Annotated in this window: 16 protein-coding genes; 8 read left to right on the top strand and 8 right to left on the bottom strand. The window is 72.4% G+C overall.

Translation table 11 applies throughout. The features are described from left to right. Entirely contained in the window at positions 1 to 861 is an 861-nt protein-coding gene (vph, locus tag ACWEJ6_RS05845; RefSeq protein ID WP_452421597.1) for a viomycin phosphotransferase, read from the top strand. 21 nt (positions 862 to 882) lie between these two features. On the opposite strand, the gene ACWEJ6_RS05840 is transcribed toward vph, so the two are convergent. After that, positions 883 to 1419, bottom strand: a complete 537-nt coding sequence (locus ACWEJ6_RS05840) for a helix-turn-helix domain-containing protein (RefSeq protein ID WP_452421595.1) — start codon at positions 1417 to 1419, stop codon at positions 883 to 885. Positions 1420 to 1472: 53 nt separating this feature from the next. On the opposite strand from ACWEJ6_RS05840, the gene ACWEJ6_RS05835 reads away from it, so the two are divergent. Beyond that, a complete protein-coding gene (locus ACWEJ6_RS05835; protein WP_452421593.1) occupies positions 1473 to 2366 on the top strand; it encodes an alpha/beta fold hydrolase in 894 nt (297 codons plus the stop codon). Positions 2367 to 2388: 22 nt separating this feature from the next. Here the strand turns inward: ACWEJ6_RS05835 and ACWEJ6_RS05830 are convergent, their stop codons facing one another. Next, the gene (locus tag ACWEJ6_RS05830; protein WP_452421985.1) at positions 2389 to 2991 is read right to left on the bottom strand and encodes a TetR/AcrR family transcriptional regulator; all 603 of its coding nucleotides are present in this window, start codon (positions 2989 to 2991) and stop codon (positions 2389 to 2391) included. A 121-nt stretch (positions 2992 to 3112) separates the two neighbouring features. Between ACWEJ6_RS05830 and ACWEJ6_RS05825 the strand changes: the two genes are divergently transcribed. The 3 genes from ACWEJ6_RS05825 (at position 3113) to ligA (ending at position 9297) form a co-directional block, all read left to right on the top strand. Continuing rightward, entirely contained in the window at positions 3113 to 3925 is an 813-nt protein-coding gene (locus ACWEJ6_RS05825; protein ID WP_452421591.1) for an SDR family NAD(P)-dependent oxidoreductase, read from the top strand. Between the two features lie 76 nt (positions 3926 to 4001). Continuing rightward, entirely contained in the window at positions 4002 to 7145 is a 3144-nt protein-coding gene (locus tag ACWEJ6_RS05820) for a BTAD domain-containing putative transcriptional regulator (protein WP_452421589.1), read from the top strand. Between the two features lie 76 nt (positions 7146 to 7221). After that, positions 7222 to 9297: an NAD-dependent DNA ligase LigA gene (gene ligA / locus ACWEJ6_RS05815; RefSeq protein WP_452421587.1), complete on the top strand. Its 2076-nt coding sequence runs from the start codon at positions 7222 to 7224 to the stop codon at positions 9295 to 9297. Between the two features lie 131 nt (positions 9298 to 9428). On the opposite strand, the gene ACWEJ6_RS05810 is transcribed toward ligA, so the two are convergent. Next, positions 9429 to 11042 carry a thiamine pyrophosphate-dependent enzyme gene (locus ACWEJ6_RS05810; protein WP_452421585.1) on the bottom strand — a complete coding sequence of 538 codons (1614 nt, stop codon included), beginning with the start codon at positions 11040 to 11042 and terminating at the stop codon, positions 9429 to 9431. Between the two features lie 305 nt (positions 11043 to 11347). Here ACWEJ6_RS05810 and ACWEJ6_RS05805 point away from each other — a divergent pair, with 305 nt between their 5' ends. Then, entirely contained in the window at positions 11348 to 12484 is a 1137-nt protein-coding gene (locus ACWEJ6_RS05805; protein WP_452421583.1) for an FAD-dependent oxidoreductase, read from the top strand. Positions 12485 to 12633: 149 nt separating this feature from the next. Continuing rightward, the gene (locus ACWEJ6_RS05800) at positions 12634 to 12993 is read left to right on the top strand and encodes a hypothetical protein (protein WP_452421581.1); all 360 of its coding nucleotides are present in this window, start codon (positions 12634 to 12636) and stop codon (positions 12991 to 12993) included. A gap of 478 nt (positions 12994 to 13471) precedes the next feature. Here ACWEJ6_RS05800 and ACWEJ6_RS05795 read toward each other — a convergent pair whose 3' ends face one another. From ACWEJ6_RS05795 to ACWEJ6_RS05775, 5 genes are all read right to left on the bottom strand, one after another. Further along, the gene (locus ACWEJ6_RS05795) at positions 13472 to 14455 is read right to left on the bottom strand and encodes a hypothetical protein (protein ID WP_452421579.1); all 984 of its coding nucleotides are present in this window, start codon (positions 14453 to 14455) and stop codon (positions 13472 to 13474) included. Then, positions 14452 to 15297 carry a hypothetical protein gene (locus ACWEJ6_RS05790; RefSeq protein ID WP_452421577.1) on the bottom strand — a complete coding sequence of 282 codons (846 nt, stop codon included), beginning with the start codon at positions 15295 to 15297 and terminating at the stop codon, positions 14452 to 14454. Before ACWEJ6_RS05790 ends, ACWEJ6_RS05795 begins: the two co-directional genes overlap by 4 nt. Before the next feature lie 156 nt (positions 15298 to 15453). After that, positions 15454 to 16350 carry a hypothetical protein gene (locus tag ACWEJ6_RS05785; RefSeq protein WP_452421575.1) on the bottom strand — a complete coding sequence of 299 codons (897 nt, stop codon included), beginning with the start codon at positions 16348 to 16350 and terminating at the stop codon, positions 15454 to 15456. Positions 16351 to 16529: 179 nt separating this feature from the next. Then, positions 16530 to 17453, bottom strand: a complete 924-nt coding sequence (locus ACWEJ6_RS05780; protein WP_452421573.1) for an endonuclease/exonuclease/phosphatase family protein — start codon at positions 17451 to 17453, stop codon at positions 16530 to 16532. A gap of 79 nt (positions 17454 to 17532) precedes the next feature. After that, a complete protein-coding gene (locus ACWEJ6_RS05775; RefSeq protein WP_452421571.1) occupies positions 17533 to 18108 on the bottom strand; it encodes a TetR/AcrR family transcriptional regulator in 576 nt (191 codons plus the stop codon). Between the two features lie 65 nt (positions 18109 to 18173). Here ACWEJ6_RS05775 and ACWEJ6_RS05770 point away from each other — a divergent pair, with 65 nt between their 5' ends. Continuing rightward, the gene (locus ACWEJ6_RS05770; RefSeq protein ID WP_452421569.1) at positions 18174 to 19127 is read left to right on the top strand and encodes an SDR family NAD(P)-dependent oxidoreductase; all 954 of its coding nucleotides are present in this window, start codon (positions 18174 to 18176) and stop codon (positions 19125 to 19127) included. Positions 19128 to 19229 lie beyond the last annotated feature (102 nt).

The raw sequence follows: 19229 nt of genomic DNA, 5'->3' as shown, positions 1-19229 counted from the left end.
ATGCAGGTCCCGCAGATGGATCGTGCTCTGCTGAGCCGGCTGCTGCCGGGCGTCGAGGCGGAGCGGCTCACCGTTCGCCAAGGGCAGTTCCACCAGGTGGTGATCGGCGCGGATCGGGTCGTGTGCCTGCCGCGCACCGGGGCCGCGGCCGCCCGGCTGCCGCAGCGGGCGGCCGTCCTGCGCCTGCTCGCCGGGTTCGATCTCGGCTTCCGCACGCCCCGGCCGTTGCCGGAGGCCGGCGCTCCCGGCACGGACGAGCCGCCGTTCCTGGTCCTCAGCCGCGTTCCCGGAGCCCCGCTGGAGGCCGGAGAACTCGAAGATCCCCGGGTGGCCGAGGCCGCGGCGGCGCAGTACGTCACGCTGCTGCGCGAACTGGCCAGGATCGGCGCGGCGGACGACGTGCGGGCGGCGCTGCCGGCGCCGCGGGATCGATGGCGGGAGTTCACGGCGGGCGTCCGCGCCGAGCTGTTCGGGCTCATGTCCGGGCGCGGGCGTCAGCGGGCCGAGCGGGAGCTCGCGGCGCTCGACGGCCTTCCCGACCTCACCGAGGCCGTGGTGCACGGTGACCTCGGCGCGGAGAACGTCCTGTGGGAGCACGACGACGGGCTGCCGGTGCTCAGCGGGGTGATCGACTGGGACGAGGTGACGATCGGCGATCCCGCCGAGGACCTGGCGGCCGTCGGGGCCGGTTACGGCACGCCTTTCCTGGATCGGGTGCTGAGGCTGGGAGGCTGGTCGGACGGCGCGACGGCCGCCCGCATCGCCGTCATCCGCGCGTCCTTCGCCCTGCAGCAGGCCCTGTCCGCGCATCGGGACGGTGACGAGGAAGAACTGGCGGACGGCCTGGCCGGCTACCGCTGAACTCGTCCGGGAGAACGGGGCTCAGGCGGACGGCTCCTCGGCCGGGAACAGGATCGGGCTGATCAGGTGGCGGGTGCGCTCGGGCGTGGGCGGGTTGGCGATCCTGGGCAGCAGCGCGGCGCGCAGGTCGGCGATCAGCGCGGCGCGCTCGTCCGGGCTGAGCCAGACGGCGTGCTGCCGGTAGCCGACCAGGTCGGCGGCCGGATCGGCCTGGTCGCGGTCGAGGTAGGCGCCGAACTCGGCCAGCAGGGCCGCCATGGCCACGGCGAACGCGCGGCGGTGGTCGTCCCGCGAGGCTGCGGCGGCGGTGTCGGCGTCGATGGCCGCCCGCGCCGGGCGCAGCCGGTAGCGGCGCTCGACGGCTCCTCGTACGCGCTGCTCGCCCTCCACGTCGAGCAGGCCGCCCTCGGCCAGCAGGCCGACGTGCCGGTAGACGGTGGCCTTGGAGACGTCGGGCAGCAGGTCGCACAGGTCGGAGGTGGTGAGCGTGCGGCCGCCCGCCATGGCGTGCACGATGCGCAGCCGTACGGGGTGCAGAAGCAGGTCCACCGTGTCCATGGACGTACGATCTCACACCTGCTACCTTTCTCAAACCTGAGAAAGGACGGATCATGACCCACCACGCTCTGGACGCCCCTCCGCTGGGCCGCCTGCACGACGTCGGCGGTCGCCGGATCATGCTGCACCGCTCGGGCGCCGGCGGCCCGCCCGTGGTGTTCCTGCCCGGCGCCGGAGCCGTCGGCCTGGACTACCTCAACGTGCACGACCGCGCCGCCGAGCTGACGACCAGCGTGCTCTACGACCGTGCGGGCACCGGCTGGAGCGAGCCGGTCGAGCTGCCCCGCACCGCGGCCGAGGTGACCGACGAGCTGCGCGCGTCGCTGGCGGCGGCGGGGGTGCGCGGCCCGTACGTGCTGGCCGGTCACTCCCTGGGCGGCGCGTACGCGCGCCACTACGCCCGCCGCTTCCCCGGCGACGTCGCGGCGCTGCTGCTGCTCGACCCCTTCCACGAGGACATGGCCGCCCGCGCGCCCCGGCAGGCGCGCGAGATGCTCGATCAGATGCGCGAACAGGCCCTCCCGGACCCGACGCCGGAGCAGCTCGACGCCGCCCGCCCGGCCGTCGAGCGGCTGCTGGCCGCCTGGCCGGACGGCGTGCGCGAGGCCCTGATCGACCACCACCTCACCGCCTGGCGCACCGGCTGGCTGGAGGGCCGCAACCTCTACGACGAGGTCTCCGCGGAGCTCAGGGCCGCGCCGCCGGCGCCCGACGTGCCGGTGATCGTGCTGTCGGCCATGGGGGCGGACGCCACCCAGTCCCAGCTCTGGCCGGAGGACGTGCTGCGGGAGATCAACGCCGGCAAGCTCGCCCTGCACGCCGAGCTGGCCGCCTCCTTCCCGCGCGGCGAGCACCGGGTGCTGGACGACGCCGGGCACGGCTGGCTGCACGAGGAACGGCCCGACGCCGTGCTCCAGGCGCTGGCCGACCTGCTGCGGGTCCTGTGAGACTCGGGGACCCGGCCGCGGCTCAGGGGCGCAGCGCCTTGAGCGCCAGGTCGACCAGCGCGTCGGCGTACTGCGGGGTGAGCGGGCCGGAGCGCAGGAGCCAGCGCTGGTAGAGGGGGGCGTAGAGCAGTTCGAGCGCGAGGTCGAGGTCGGCGTCGGGGGCGAGCTGGCCGGCCTGCTGAGCGCTGCGCAGGCGGGCCTTCTTGGCCTCGTCGACCGGGCCGGCCAGCTTCTCACGGTACTGGGCGGCCAGTTCGGGGTCGGCGACGATCTCCAGGTTGAGCGCCCGGATCGGGGCCTCGAAGCCGGGGTCGGCGAACTCCGCCACGGTGGCCCGCATGACGGTCTTCAGGTCGGCCTCGATGTCGCCCGTGTCGGGCAGCGTCACGCCCTCGTCGCCGGGGCCGCCCTCGCTCAGCGCGAGGAAGGAGTCGAAGACCACGGCGCCCTTGGACCGCCACCACCGGTAGATCGTCTGCTTGCCGACGCCGGCCCGCGCGGCGATCGCCTCGACGGAGACCTTGGCGTAACCCACCTCGGACACCAGTTCCCTGGCGGCCTGGAGGATCGCCTGCCGGGAGCGCTCGCTGCGGCGCGCGGGATCGGGCTGCTTCACGCCGCCCATCATAACCCATCAGCGAGACGAGACGGTCCGTCTTGACAAGTCACCGGTCCCTGCTGGCACACTGATGGGCATGCGGCGAGACGGACCGTCTCGTCTTGAACGGAGAAGGAGGCGAGAGCGCATGCGCGTATGGTTCGTCACGGGTGCGTCCCGGGGGCTGGGCAGGGCGTTCACCGAAGCGGCCCTGGACCGGGGCGACCGCGTCGTGGCCGCCGCCCGCGACGTCGGCCCGCTGGCCGAGCTGGAGGCCCGGCACCCGGGCGCGCTCGTCCGGCTGCCGCTCGACGTCTCCGACCGCGCCGCGGTGCGGGAGGGCGTGGACAAGGCGGCGGCCGCGTTCGGCAGGCTCGACGTCGTGGTCAACAACGCCGGCGGCATGCTCTTCGGCATGCTGGAGGAGGCCACGGAGGAGCAGATCAGGGCGCACTTCGACGTGAACCTGTTCGGCGCGATCTGGGTCACCCAGGCGGTGACGCCGTACCTGCGGGCCCAGGGGTCGGGGCACATCCTCCAGGTCACCTCGATGGGCGCGGGCGGCGGCATGGCCTCGGTCGGCCTGTACGCGGCGGGCAAGTCGGCGCTCGACTCGGTCACCCAGGCGCTGGCCATGGAGCTCGCGCCGTTCGGCGTCAAGGTCACCAACCTGCAGATGGGCGGCTACGACACGGGCCTGTTCACGCTGGGCACCACGGCCACCGAGCCCGACCCGGTCTACGACGGGCTGCGGGCCGAGCTGGCCGCCATGTGGGGCGAGGACGCGGGCCCGCCGCCGAGCAACGCCGCGCCCGTCGTCATGGAGCTCGTGGACCTGCCCGATCCGCCGCGCCGGCTGATCGTCGGCAGCCGCTCGTACGACCTCGTCCAGCAGATGGACGAGGCCCGCGCCGCGGAGTACTGCGCCTGGGAACACCTCAGCCGCAAGGCCGACGGCTGACCCCGGGGGACCGGTTCCAGGGGGCGGACGGGCGGGGATGGGCCAGGCGTTGTCCTGGTTCCGGCACAATTGCGGTGTGCGAGTCGGATTGCTGGGGCCCTTCGAGGTCCGGAATGCCCAAGGGGCCGTGGTCGAGGTCCCTGGTGTCCGGCTGCGCGCGCTGCTCGCCGCCCTTGCCCTGGAGCCCGGCCGGATCGTCACGCGCGCGCGGCTGATCGACTGGATCTGGGGGGAGCGGCCGCCCGCCGACGAGGTCAACGCCCTGCAGGCGCTGGTGTCCAGGCTGCGCAGGGTGCTGCCCGACGGCGTGATCGAGGCCGATTCCGGCGGCTACCGGCTGGCCGTGCCGCGCGAGGCGGTGGACGTGTGCCGCTTCGAGCAGCTGATCGTCCAGGCCCGCGCCGCCGCGCCCGCCGCCCGCGCCGACCTGCTGCGCAGTGCCCTGGAGCTGTGGCGCGGCGCCCCCATGGCCGACATCGCGATGCAGGACAGCGACGCCTTCGACGCCGTGGTCACCCGGCTCGACGACCTCCACGTTGCCGCGCTCGGCGACCGCATCGACGCCGACCTGCGGCTCGGCCGGGGCGCGGAGCTGGTCACCGAGCTGACCGGGCTGGTGGCCGCGTACCCGCTGCGCGAGGGGTTCGTGGCGGCGCTGATGCGGGCGCTGGCCGAGGCGGGCCGCGGGAACGAGGCGCTGACCCTCTACCAGCGCACCCGCGAGCGGCTGGCCGACGAGCTGGGCGCCGACCCGTCGGCCGAGCTGTCGGAGCTGCACACCGCGCTGCTGCGCGGCGAGGTGGGGGAGCGGACGGACAACCGCAGGACCAACCTGCGCGCCGAGCTGACGAGCTTCGTCGGCCGGCACGACGACGTCTCCGCGGTCGCCGACCTGGCCACCAGGTACCGCCTGGTCACCCTGACGGGGGCGGGCGGCTCCGGCAAGACGCGGCTGGCCACCGAGACCGCCCGTACGATGCTTCCCGAGCTGCCCGACGGCGCCTGGCTGGTCGAGCTGGCCCCGGTCCGGGCCGGCGGCGAGCTCGCGCAGGCCGCCCTGACCACGATCGGCCTACGCGACCAGGGCATGCTCGGCGGCGGGCGCGGCGGCGACCCGATGGACCGGCTCATCACCGCCATCCGCGACCGCTCGATCCTGCTCATCCTGGACAACTGCGAGCACGTCATCGAGGCCGCCGCGTCGTTCGCGGACCGGCTTCTGGGCGAGTGCCGCGGCCTGCGCGTCCTGGCGACGAGCCGCGAGCCGCTCGGCATCACCGGCGAGGTGTTGTGGCAGGTCGAGCCGCTCACGCTGCCCGCCGAGGGCGCCTCGCCGGCCGAGAGCGGGTCCTCGCCCGCGGTGCGGCTGCTGCGCGACCGCGCGGACCTGGTGCGCAAGGACATCGGCTCCGACGCCCCCACCCTCGCGGCCATGGCGCGGATCTGCCGGGCGCTCGACGGCAACCCGCTGGCGATCGAGCTGGCCGCGGCCCGGCTGCGCACGATGTCGGTCGACCAGCTCGCCCGCCGTCTCGACGACCGGTTCCGCCTGCTGACCAGCGGCAGCCGTACGGCGCTTGCCCGGCACCGGACGCTGCGCGCGGTCGTCGACTGGAGCTGGGACCTGCTGAGCGAGGCCGAGCGCGGCGTGCTGCGCCGGTTGTCGGTGTTCTCCGGCGGGGCGAGCCTGGAGGCGGCCGAACGCGTGTGCGGCGACGAGGCGTCCGCCGGTGAGCTGGTCTTCGACGTGCTGACCGCGCTGACCGAGAAGTCGCTGCTGCTGGCCGACGACGACGGCGCCCCGCGCTACCGGATGCTCAACACCATCAGGGAGTACGCGGCCCAGCGGCTGGCCGAGGCCGGGGAGTCCGAGGCGGCGCGGCGGGCGCACCTGGCCCACTTCACCGAGCTGGCCGAGACCGCCGACCCGCACCTGCGCCGGGCCGAGCAGCTGGAGTGGCTGGCAGTGCTCGACGCCGAGCACGACAACATCATCACGGCCCTGCGCGGGGCGATCGCCGAGGGGTGGGCGTACGAGGCGATGCGGCTGGTCGGGGCGGCCGGCTACTACTGGTTCCTCAGCGGCCACCGGGCCGAGGGCGCCGAGCTGAGCATCGCCGCGTCCGCGCTGGAGGGCGAGGTGCCCGACGAGGTGCGGGCGATGGCCTACCTCATGGTGACCATGTTCGTGACGTCCGGCGTGGGCGGCGACCAGTTCCAGGCGCGGGAGTGGATCCAGGAGGCCCACCGGCTGGCCGTGCGCAGCGGGTCCCGCAAGCCGCTGCTCGGGTTCGCCGCGCTGCTGGAGCGCACGCTGCAGGGCCCGGCGGCGTTCCTGCCCGCGTTCGAGCCGCTGATCGCCGACGCCGACCCCTGGGTGCGGGCGCAGGGCAGGCTGGCCGGCGGCCGGTTCCGGCTCACGCTCGGCGGCGACGAGACCGACGTCGATCTCGACGCCGAGACCGCGCTCGCCGAGTTCCGCGCGCTGGGCGACCGCATGGGCATCTCCCTGGCGCTGACCTTCCTGGCCGATCGGCTCGCCATGCGCGGCGAGTTCGCCCGTGCCTGCGAGTACTACGAAGAGGGCGCCGTGGCGCAGACCGAGGTGGGCGCGACCGAGGACGTCGTGGGCGTGTGGGCCCGGCTGGCCCAGCTGCACTGGCTGCTCGGCGACGAGCGGGCCAGCGCCGCCGCCATGGCCGAGGCCCAGCGGCACGCCGACGGGATCGTCTGGCCGGACTCCCTCGCCGAACTGGCGCTCGGGCAGGCGAAGCTGGCGCGCTGGCGCGGCGAGGCGGACCAGGTGCGCGAGCACCTGGCCACCGTCCAGGCGGTGCTGTCCACCGATGAGATGGTCGGCTCCGTCCGTTCCACGATCATGGACCTGTACGGCTACCTCGCCGACGACGTCGAGCAGGCCCGCGCGTACCGGCGCAGGGCGTTCGACGCGGCCGTGGAGAACATGTTCCCGCCGACCATCGCCGAGGTGCTGGTCGGGATCGCCGACGTCGCGCTGCGCGAGGGCCAGGACGAGCAGGCCGTCCGGCTGATCGCGGCCAGCGAGGCGGTGCGCGGCACGCCGGACCGCTCGCTGCCGGACGCCGCCCGCATCGCCGGACAGGCGCGCCAGCGCCTCGGCGAGACCGCGTTCGCCGCGGCGGACCTCGACGGCCGCCGCCGCGACTTCCGCGAACTGGCCGAGATCACCCTCGCCCGCTGAACACCGGGCGCGGTCACCCGGTCCCGGCCGGGGCCCTTGGTTCGGAATTGTCGGTTGCGGACGGCATTGTTATGGCATGACCGAGACGCCCCCCTTCACCGTCCTCGCTGATGACACGGCCTACGCCGAGGCCGTGCAGCTCGCCGTGGACTCCGCCGCCGCCTACTACGCCGACGGCACCTCCACCCTCGACGACGACGCCTACGACCGGCTGGTGCGCGGCATCCAGGCGTACGAGGAGGCCCATCCCGAGCAGGTGCTGCCGACCTCGCCGACGGGCAAGGTCGCGGGCGGCGCGGTCGTGGGGGACGTGCCGCACACCGTGCCGATGCTCAGCCTGGACAACGTGTTCGGCGCCGAGCAGCTCGCCGACTGGGCCGCCTCGGTCGAGCGCAGGCTCGGCCGTCCGGTCACGGCGTGGAGCGTCGAGCCCAAGCTCGACGGCCTGGCCATCTCGGCCCGCTACCGCGGCGGCCGGCTGGCCCAGCTCGTCACCCGGGGCGACGGCACCGCGGGCGAGGACGTCTCGCACGCCATCGGCACCATCGTCGGCCTGCCCGAGCGGCTGGCCGAGCCGGTCACGGTGGAGCTGCGCGGCGAGGTCATGATGACGACGTCGCAGTTCGAGGAGGCGTGCGCCAAGCGCTCGGCGCACGACGGCACCACGTTCGCCAACCCGCGCAGCGCCGCCGCCGGCACGCTGCGCGCCCAGGACCGGCCGTACGTGTGCGAGCTGACGTTCTTCGGCTACGGCGCGCTGCCCGCGCCCGGCGACGACTCCGAGCTGGCGACGCGCCTGCGCGAGCTGCCGCACAGCCAGGTCATGGAGTGGGTGGCCGGTCAGGGCGTGCAGACCACGGCCGCCACCGCGGTCCCCGGGATCGTCACCGACACGCTGGAGCGGGTGCAGGAGCGCGTCGGCGAGATCGCCGCCGCCCGCGCCGGGCTGCCGTTCGGCATCGACGGCATCGTGATCAAGTGTGACCTGGCCTCCGACCAGGCCGGGGCCGGGTTCAGCTCGCGCGCGCCGCGCTGGGCGACCGCCTACAAGCTGCCCGCCACCGAGAAGATCACCAAGCTGGTCGGGGTGGAGTGGAACACCCGCCGCACCGGGATCATCGCCCCGCGCGCCGTGCTGGAGCCGGTCGAGCTCGACGGCAGCGTCGTCACCTACGCCACCCTGCACAACGTCGCCGACATCACCCGGCGCGGCCTGATGCTGGGCGACAGCGTGGTGGTCTACAAGGCGGGCGACGTGATCCCGCGCGTGGAGTCGCCGGTGGTGCACCTGCGCACCGGCGAGGAGCGGCCGATCCCGATCCCGCAGGTCTGCCCGTCCTGCGGCGACGCCATCGACAGGTCGCAGGAACGGTGGCGGTGTGTTCGGGGGCGGGCCTGCCAGGCGATCGCCTCCATCATCTACGCCGCCGGACGCGACCAGCTCGACATCGAGGGCCTGGCCGAGAACCGCATCAAGCAGCTGCTGGACGCCGGTCTGATCGCCGACTTCGCCGACCTGTTCTTCCTGACCCGCGAGCAGCTGCTCAGCCTGGAGCGCATGGGCGAGACCAGCACCGACAACCTGCTGGCCGCCTTCGAGCAGGTCAAGAGCCGGCCGCTGAGCCGGGTGTTCGCGGCGCTCGGCGTCCGCGGCACCGGCCGGTCGATGAGCCGCCGGATCGCCCGGCACTTCGGTTCGATGGAGGCCATCCGGGCCGCCGACGCCGAGGCGATCCAGGCGGTCGAGGGCATCGGCCCGGAGAAGGCGCCGGTCGTGGTGGCCGAGCTGATCGAGGTCGGGCCGCTGATCGACAAGCTGGTCCAGGCGGGCGTGAACATGGCCGAGCCGGGCTGGACGCCCCCCGCCGAGCCCGGCGCCCCGGAGACCGGCGGCGGGTCCGGGCTGCCGCTGGCCGGGATGTCGGTCGTGGTGACCGGCGCGATGAGCGGCTCGCTGGAGGCGTTGAGCCGCAACCAGATGAACGAGCTGATCGAGCGGGCCGGCGGCAAGGCGTCCTCCAGCGTCTCGGCCAAGACGTCGCTGCTGGTGGCCGGGGAGAAGGCCGGTTCCAAGCGGGCCAAGGCCGAGAGCCTGGGCGTGCGGATGGTGACGCCGGAGGAGTTCGCCGAACTTGTCAGCTCCTTTCTGTAGCTTCATGAGCCAGAGCAGGTTCTGAGGAGGCGAGCCGGCGGTCGCGGGTGGCCTCGGCTCCGCAGCTGGGATCTGCTCGCGAGGGCCCCAGCCCCCCGGCCCCTCCTAGGACGGCCTGGCGGCCCAATGGTTCAGGGCAGCACTGCGGGCAGGCCGCGCGAGTCGACCTTCGCGACGATCAGCGCCGGGGCGCCGGCCGACGCCTTCACGGTGGCGAGCGCCTGGTCGAGCTCTGCCGCGGTGTCCACGGAGTACGTGGACCGCACGCCCAGAGCGTTGGCGAACTGGACGAAGTCCCATTGGTTGAGCAGGACGTAGGGCTTCGGCGTCACGCCGGGGTTGGTGAAGTAGTCCGAGTCGATGAGGTACTGCTCCAGGCCGTAGATGCCGTTGTCGATGACCACGACGACGGGGTCGCGGTCATAACGTACGAACGTGGACAGTGCCTGGGCGGTCATGTGGAAGCCGCCGTCGCCGCAGATGACCAGAGGACGCCTGCTCGACCCGAAGGACGCACCGACGGCAGCGGCCACGGAATGGCCGATGGAGGCCCACACGGCGCTGCTCAGGAACCCGTCGCGGCCTTTGACCGGCAGGCTCGCCGCCGAGGCGCCGCCGAGGAAGGTGTCCGGCATCGCCAGCCATGAGGCGTCCAGGGCGGCACCGAGGCGGTCGAACACCTGGGCGTAGGTCAGCGGGCCGGTGGCGACGGGCGGGGCCGGGTCGACGGCCGCGGAGATGGGAACCGGCGCCTCCTTCGCCGCCTCGGCCACGAGTGCGGTCACCAGGGCGGTGATGTCCGCGTTCTGCTTGCTCCCGTTCTTGATCTTCACCTTGCCGTCGTAGGCGGTGACGATGTGGTCGGTGTTGTCCCGGATGAACGTGGCGTAGCTGCCGGGGAAGACGCAGCCGAGCATCACGATCAGGTCCGCGTCCCGGACCTCGGGGGGCTGGCTGCTCGGCGGGGCGAAGACCCCGACCCAGCCGTCGTCCTGTTCGGACAGCACCGATTTGGCCAGCACCTGGGTCGACCAGCGGACACCGAGCTTGGCGATCAGGGCGGCGACCTTGTCGGCCAGTCCGTAACGCTGGACCTCGACGCCCAGCAGGAGCACGGGCTTCGTGGCGGCGCGCACGAGGCCCACGATCGTGGTGGCGAGCTGCTGCTCCGTGCCCGCCGCCGGATTGGTGACGGGCAGCGCCCCGGCCGGGGGCGTGCAGGCCGCCGTCCAGATGGTCCGATCGATCTCGATGTAGACCGGCCGTTTCTTCCTGATCGCCGTCGAGATCGCGCTGTCGACCAGGGCGGGCACGTCGGCGGCCTGCCCGGCGCGGGCGGCGCTCGCGGTGACCAGCCGGTAGGCGTTGAGGTCTCCGTCGGGCTGGCCGGTCGAGTGCGAGAACAGGACGTCCAGGTTCTTCAGGTTGGCCAGGTTCGCGGCGCTCGGGCCGCCGTTCACGACGACGACCGGGCTGCGCTCGACGAACGCGCCGGCGATGGCGTTGATCATGCTGAGCATGCCGACGCCGTTGGCCACCGCGGCGGCGCCCAGGCCCTTCGTTCGCGCGTAACCGTCGGCCGCGTATCCCGCTTCGAGGTCGGTGGCGGTCACCACCGGCGTGATGTGGTGCGCGCCCACCGCGTCGAACAGCGGGGCACCATATGCGGCGGGCACGCCGAACAGGGTGTCGACCTGTTGCTGGCTCAGCCGCTTGAGGATGTAGTCGGCAACGGTGAAGGGCACGATGACACTCCTGGGCATGCCCGCCGTACGGCAGATCAGTCGAAAGGGATAGGCGCGGATCGTCCGGCCGTTTGGGACGCCTACCCGCGCAGCCGGCCGGGCGAACGCGCGGGAGCCGTGCCTTGACCTTACTCAGGGCGGGTGTTTCCGCAGGTCAAGGCGTCCACGTGCGGCACGGCCGGACGTCGTCGCCGCCTTGGAAACAGTCGTCCAGAGGCCGGTCAAGCGTTGGAGTCCGGGTAAGGGCCGGACGCCTGCACGGGTATGCGTACCGATGGCCAAGCATCTGATCAACGGAGCCCGACATGCTGCTGGACGAGCGTGGAGTGAGCACACCCGCCAACCTGCCCACTCCGGACTTCACCTTCGATCCCCATCAGCCGGGCGCGTGCCTCGCGGGTCTGCGGCCCTACCGCACGCACTCGTATCGGCTCGAAGGAGAGGAGCTTGGCGACAGGTTCGTCATCCACAACTACGGCCACGGCGGTGGAGGCATCACGCTGAGCTGGGGCTGCGCCGCCGCGGTACGAGACATGGTCCTCAAACGTCAGGCCGATACCCATGTCATCGAAAGGGAGATCGCGGTGATCGGCGCAGGCGTCATGGGAATGACCGCCGCGACCCTGCTGCTCGACCTCGGGCTGAACGTCACGATCTATTCCGACCGCAAGCCGGTCGAGACCACGTCGTACAAGGCCGGCGGCCAATGGGCCGCGTCGATCCTGGAGTATTCCAAGGACTTCGCCAAGGTGCAGGAGTTCCAGTACATTCTCGCGACCGCCTACACGATGTTCAAGGCCGGCATCGGCAAGGGCTTCGGCGTGTCCGAGGTCGACAACTACAGCGTCCGCCCCACCTCGGGCATCGACGTGGTGCATGAACTCGTGCCGGGACTGCTGCCGCCGCGCGAATATCTCCCGCGCCTGCCGTTCCAAGGACACAACACCTCCGGATACAGGTACCGGACGTTGCTCGTCGAACCGCCGATCCTGATTCCCAGGCTGGAACGCGACCTGAGGGCGCGCGGCGTCATGTTCGTGAGCCGGAGATTCATCAACAGCACGGACGTGCTCACGTCCCTGACGCAGAAAGTCATCATCAACTGCACCGGGCTCGGCGCGAAGGAATTGTGGAACGACAACAACATGATCTCGTACCGAGGACAGCTCGCGATGTTGCGGCCGCAGGTGAACCTGGAATACCTGTACGGGCAGAAGGGGTACATGTTCCCGCGCCATGACCATGTCGTCATCGGGGGCACCGTCGAGGAGAACGACCACGAGGTGTTCGATCCCGACAAATGCAAAGACCTGGTGGACTACATGGCCGGCGTGTTCGGCCAGGGGCCCGCAGTGCCGATGCCGGACTTCCACGTTCACCATCCGCGCAACGAGCGCCTGGTCGATCCGAGACTGTCGATCGCCCATGACGCCGAGAACTGAACGCGGGAATGTCAGCAACCACAGGAAGTGACGAGGCGTCAATGACTCAGACAGTTCAGGGATTCAGCGTCCAAGCCAAGTGTCTCACCCAGGACGGCGAGCCGTGGCATCTGCCCGGACCGGACGACACAGCGGAGAAGGGGGAGAGAGTGACCCTGCACATCACTGCCCGCCTTCTCAACTCGTCGCAGCCCTCCACGGACCTGGCGATGATCGATTGCGAAATGCTCCGCGGATTCACGCCGGTCACGGACTCGCTCGACGCCCTCGTCGCAGGCGGCCTCGTCACCTTGTACGACATAGATGAGACAGATCAGTTGAACCAGCGACTGGAGCTCTATCTCAAGGAAGTCGGCAGCACCCCTACCGAGATCGCCTTCGAGATCGAGTGCAGACACGCGGTCCACGACCTGAAACCATCGACGATCGAACTGTCCGACTCCTACGACGCCAGCAGCGGCGTGACCACCACGTATCCCACGGTCAAAGAAGGACGAGCCAGTCGTTGAGGGCAGCGACGGGGATGGCGGCTTCGTAGCGGACAGCACCGGCGCCGCGCCGTCCCCGGCAGCCCCGCATACGACAGCTCGGACGCCGCCCGGACCGCCACGCGCAAGGCCGATGGAGGCGACGCCGTCGCCCGCTACGTCGCCGAGAGTCCAGCGCCCGCCGCAAGCACTGAGCGGCACATCGCCGCAGGTCACACGGCTGTTGAAGAAGGACCGGACGTTCTTGCAGGGGCTGAAGAGCACCCCGATGGCCGACCAGTCTTCGCCCCGGCCGATGCCGATCTGCGTTGCTTCCGAGACGACCTCTGTCGAATGCACGCAGAAATCTCCCCGCCCGCAGCCATACAGGCGATCGGGAAGGCTTGCCGCGCTCGCGGGTGACACGAACGCCAGCCCTGCGCGGCACCGCCCGTTTCGGCAGCCCGATGTTCTGGGCGCCGTACGTGCATATCGGTGTGTGACCGCGACCAGCGGTCGGTCAGGGCGGGCAGTCGGGGGGCATCCGGAACACGCCGAACTCCAGGCGCAGCGACTCGTCGGCGGGCAGGGCGATCGCCCGCGCCGACGGATCGGACATCCAGCAGGCGGGCAGGAGGAAGTACCGCTGGTTGGAGTTGATCAGCAGGCGCAGGCCGGTGTAGCGGAAGCGGTACATCGCGCCGGGGTCGGGCAGCGCGGTCTCCGTGATGCCCGGCCCCTCCAGGTTCAGGCGCCGGGCCGCGTAGACCACCGTGCTCGGCAGACTGCGCATGCCGGCCCTCATCCGGTCGGCCTCCCGCTCTCCGCGTGACTGCGCGAAGAGGGTGATCCCCCACAGCAGCAGGAACAGCAACAGCGCCATGCACAGCGTGCGCCGGACGAGCTGGTCGGTGGCGGAGGGCCTGTGGCGCGGGTCGAGCCGCTGCCGCAGGGAGGAGCCGTAGACCAGCAGGAAGACGCCCAGCCCCAGGCAGAGGGGCATGGCGTAGGCCGGCAGCGGCCTCCATCCGGCCACTCCCGCGTAGGGCGGCAGCGATCTCCATTCGCCCAGGCTGGCGTAGGGCGGCAGCAGTCTCCATCCGGCCAGGCTCCCAATGCCCACCGCGGCGCCGGCGACTCCGACGACGGCCATGACCCTGACCGCCCACTTGGCGAAGGGAGGATGCCGCTCGGCGGAGCGGGTCAGCCACGCGTGCGCGGGCGGCGCGACCAGGGCCACCACCAGGACGAGGATCAGCGGCTCTGCGGCCAGCGTGACGCTGCGCAGCGCGTAGTCCTGCAGGGACAGGCCCAGCATGCTCTGGTCCACGCCGAGGCGGGCGTACATGGTGTTGGTACGGACCGCCCCGAAGTAGACCATGATGGCGGCGATGAAGGTGGTCGGCGTCACGACGTGGGCGAGGATCCGCCACAGGCGGGACGCGTCCTGGCCGGCGCCGCCGTCGTCGTCCGGGGGTTCGGCGGCGGGCGGTGGGGCGGTCACGACGGGCCCGGCGCCGGGCCGGTCTCCTCCGGCGGGGGCTCGGGATTGTCGCCGGGCGCCCCGGTCTGGCCGCCGGTGTCCGGCGGCTCGCCGGGCGGCTCGGTGCCGGGCGCTTCGGAGGACGGCTCGCCCGGCGAAGGCCCGGCGGGCTCCGACGGTTGCGAGGGCCCGGACGAAGACTCGGACGAGGTGCCGGACGAGGGCTGCGGGGGGCCGGGCGAGGCGGTGATCGTCGCGCACTCCGGGAGCGTTTCGGCGCCGGACACCACCGCGCACGCGTTCCTGAGGTAGCCGTCCGGGACCTGGCCGCCCTCCCGCTCGATGCGGGCGATGACCCGCAGGACCCTGTCGCGTTCGCCCCGCGCGGCGGCGCTCTCCAGTTCCGCCTGGTCGAGCATGGCGAACATCGGGCGGCGCATCTCTTCCGGCATCTCCGCCCGAAGCTTGTTCGCGACATCGGCCTGCTCGACCGACTTGTCCCAGTTCCCGGTGTTCGCGTTGATCACCGCGCCGCAGGCGTTGGCCACCGCCTTCTCGCTGTCGGAGCTGCGAGGGTCGGCGGCCACCTGGTTGATCTTCTGCGCCGCCGGCCCGGCGAAGTCCTGTTTCTGGAAGACCTTCTGGCAGTCCATCCCCACCTGCATGGTGGGGTCGGGGAGGTCGCCGGCTTCGTCGGCGTCGTCGGGGACGATCGGGGTGTCCGGCGTGATGACGGGCCGGGCCTGCTTGGGCGCGCTGGGCCCGGCCTCGCCCGCCCCCGAACCGTCCGGACCGCTGCCGCCGCTGCAACCGCCGGTCAGCGCCACGGCGGCGAGCACCGTCGCCACCGCCCGCCAGGACATCCCCACCGTTCCCCCGAATGCTCCACGACCTGTCGGAAACAGGTCATACCGCTGCCAGGCGGACGCCACTCCCGGACGATGCGAAGCTGGGGAATCCTTTGTCCGGGATCGGGGCGGAAGGCGGCCGGGCCGGTGGTCGCGGCCCGGCCGGGTGCGTCAGGCCGGCGGCACCGCGCCGTTCTTGGAGACGGGCACGGCGAGCTGCGAGGCGCCGCTGAGCCGCAGCTCCTCGGCGGGCAGGTTCGCCAGCACCGGGTTCAGGTGCTTCAGCGTCAGCGACACGATGGGGGTCGCCGGGCTGGAGACGTCGAACTTCTCCAGATCGACCCAGCGGACGAGGGCGAACACGTCCGCCGGGATCTGGTCGCCGCTCTTCTGCACCGGGACGCAGAGCTGACGGGCGGCGCCCACCTGCACGGTCCTGGGCGGGATCTGGTTGACCAGGACGGGGTTGAGCTGGGTGAGGTTCAGCGCCTTGTTCATCGACGGGTTCGGCGTGTGCGCGTAGCACAGCAGGTCGATGTGCGAGACGACGTTCAGGACGTCCGGCGGCGGGACGACGCCGTTCTTGCTGACCGGCACGCACAGCTGCTGCGGCGAGCTCAGCGTGACGCTGAGGCCCGGCAGGCCCTGCAGGACGGGGTTGAGGTGGCGCAGCGACAGGGGCAGGTTGATCTGCGGGCCGGTCACCCGGTAGCAGGACAGGTCGACGTACCTGACGAAGTCGAGCGCGGGAGACGGCGGGATGACGTTGTTCTTGGCCACCGGCACGCAGAGCTGCTCACGCGGGCCGAGCGTGACCTGCACGGGCGGCTGGTTGGCGAGCACCGGGTTGATGTGCCGCAACGACAGCGCGACGGCCGGCGGCTGGTACGTCGTGGTCTTGAAGCAGTCGAGGTCGAGGCTCGACACGAGCTCCTTGGCCGTCGGCAGCGCCAGGGCCCCGGCGGGGGTCGCGACGAGGAAGGCGGCGGCGAACACGGCCAGACCAGCGGATAAGAGACGTCTTACCGCGGTCGTGGCGTGACGGTGGGGGGCAGGTCTTCCGTTCATCCATCCTCCTGGGCGGTGATGTGCCTTGACTGTGCGCCCGCGCGACCTGCCCGACAAGGTGGATGGCCGCTGTTTGACAGCCCCCTGTCAGCGGGGGGTGCGGCCGGGGCGGTGAGCGTCCGCCTGCCGGAAGGGCCGTGGCCCGCCCCCGTGCTCCCCGGGGTGGGCCACGGCCGTGCTCACGACAGGGTGACGGTCCCGACCAGCACGCGGTGGTCGGAGCACAGGCCGCCCGGGTTGCCGGTGCACGTGGTCGCCGGGGCGAGCGAGTCGGCCGCGTAGGCGCCGCTGATCCGGTCGGCCCTGGCGAAGATCATGTCGAGCTTCGTGCCCGAGCCGCAGGGGCCCTTGCCGTCCGGCGTGCTGACGGTCAGCTCGCCGTAGCCGGGGCAGTTGCCCGCGTCGGCGTCGTCGAGCTCGTGGTAGCGGCCGGTGTTGCCGCGGTTGTTGGGGGTGTTCACGGTGGGGGAGTAGTAGCCGTTCAGGCGGGCGGCGTCGGGCGGGAGGTTGAAGTCGCCCGCGACGACCACCGTGTCACCGGCCGCGTGGTACGCCTCAAGCCTGGTCAGCACGGCGTCGAGCTGGGCGGCGCGGTAGGCGTCCACGTAGGTGGTGTGCGTGACGCAGAACCGCAGGCCGGGGCGGGACTGCAGGGGGGCGCAGATCATTTTGCGTTTCTCGGTCTTGCCGTCGTCGGGCAGGGTGATGCGCTCGGCGGCCCCCAGGGGCTGCTTGCTGAACAGGGCGTTGCCGTACTCGCCGCCGCCGCACGGCCCTCCCGCCTGGGCGGGGTAGGTGGCGACGAACCGGGCGAAGTTGCCGCCGTCAGCGGGCCAGCCGGCCTCCCGCAGGCCGGTGACCAGCGCCTGGTACTGGCTCGCGCACAGCTCGTTGAACGAGACGAGGGTCGCGCCCCGTGCCACGATCGAGCCCACGGCGGCCCGGACCATGCCGTTGCCGGTCGAGCCGTGGTTCAGCGTGTTGCCGGCCGCGTTCCAGTGCCAGACGGTGACGGGCGTGGCGGCTCGGGCCGCGCCGGGCACGGCCGAGACGGTCAGGACCGACGAGACGATCACAGCGGCCAGGCGCCTGGGAAACCACACGGGCTCGCTCCCCGAAGTCGATGATCAGTGACGTACAGCGGACCAGAGCCGGGTCCGCCGCGTCAACGCCCCGCCGCCGTCAGGCGCGCTCGCGCCAGCCGGACTCCAGGAGGTCGAAGACGGCGTCGAGGGCGGCGCGCGGGTCGGGCTCGGCGCCGGCCAGCTCGGGGATCTCCAGCACGTACCGGGCCAGCGCGCGCACGGTCATGTCGGCGGGGTCGCGCCCGGTCTCGGCCGCGATCGCCTCGGCCAGCGAGCCCTCGGCGGCGACCCAGAGCCGCCGCGAGTACTCCCGCAGGGCGGGCGTGCCCACGACCAGGTCGCGTTTGCGCCGCTGCTCGGGCGGCAGGTCGCCGGCGAACGGCCCCCGCTCGGCCAGGCAGTTCCGCAGGGCCGCCAGCACGCTCTGCCCGGGGGGCCGATCGCGGACGGCGGCGGCCAGCCAGACGTGCCGCTCGTCGCCGTCGTCGAAGATCAGCGCGTCTTTGCCGTCGGGCACGTGCGCGAACAGGGTGGCGATGGAGACGTCGGCCTCGTCGGCCACCCGGGCGACGGTGACGCCGTCGTAGCCGTGCTCGGCGAACAGCCGCACCGCGGCCTCGGCCAGGGCCTTGCGGGTCTGCGCCTTCTTGCGTTCGCGGCGTCCTGTCGTCATGCTCTCATCGTAGCAAAAACTAGAATGATTCTGAATTCATAGCGACTACAGAAATGAGCGCTCCCGTGTCCCCCTCCTCCGCGCCCTGGGACGTCCGGCGCCTGCCGTCCGCACAGGGCAGGCACTTCCTGGTCACCGGCGGCAACGCCGGCATCGGCTACTTCGTGGCCGAGCAGCTCGCCGGCACCGGCGCCACCGTGATCCTGGGCAGCCGCGACCCCGCCAGGGCGGAGACCGCCGCGCTGTCCATCCGCGGACGGGTCCCCGGCGCGCGCGTCCGGCAGGTGCCGCTCGACCTGGCCGACCTCGCCTCGGTCGGGGCCGTCGTCGCGGCGCTCGGACTGCCGAGCCTGGACGCCGTGGTGTGCAACGCCGGCGTGCTGCTCGACGACCCGCCGCGGCGCGAGACGAAGGACGGCCACGAGCTGATGTTCGCCACCAACCATCTCGGCCACTTCGCGCTGGTCGCGCACCTGGCCCCGCTGCTGGCCGCCGCCCCCGCCGCCCGCGTCGTGACCACCGGCAGCCTCACCGCCAGGTCCGAGACCCTGGACCTGGACGACCTGCAGAGCCGCGGCGACGTCCGGCCCAAGCGGGTGTACGCGCGCTCGAAGCTGGCGCAGATGCTCTTCGGCTTCGAGCTGGACCGCCGCCTGCGCGCCGCGGGCGCCACCACGGCGAGCGTGGTCACCCATCCCGGCGGCGCGCTGGACTCCCTGACGCCCTCGCGGCCGGTCCGGCCGCGCACCGCCGGTGAGCGGCTGCGCGGCCTGCCCGCCGGGCTGCTGCTGCAGGGCAAGGAGGCCGCGGCGTGGCCGGCGGTGCGGGCCGTGCTGGATCCGTCCGTACGCGGGGGTGAGCTGTGGGGGCCCAGGGTGCTGGGGATGCGCGGCCTGCCGGCCCGCGAGCCAGTGCGCGGGCACATGGCCGACCCCGAGCTCGCGGCCCGGCTGTGGGCCGCCAGCACCGCCCTGACCGGCCTGGACCCCTTCGCGCCCGGCCGCACGCCTTCCGGGTGACCAGCGTCCCCTCGTCGCCGACGCCGTGGTGCTACGCTTCGACGATCGTGCCCGGGTGAGGGCTCAACGACGGCTCAACTCAGGCTCAACGCCCCGATCGCC

It is taken from the genome of Nonomuraea sp. NPDC004702 (assembly GCF_053601695.1).
Note: the sequence above shows the minus strand (reverse complement) of the source record. Positions and strands in the feature narration are given on the sequence as shown.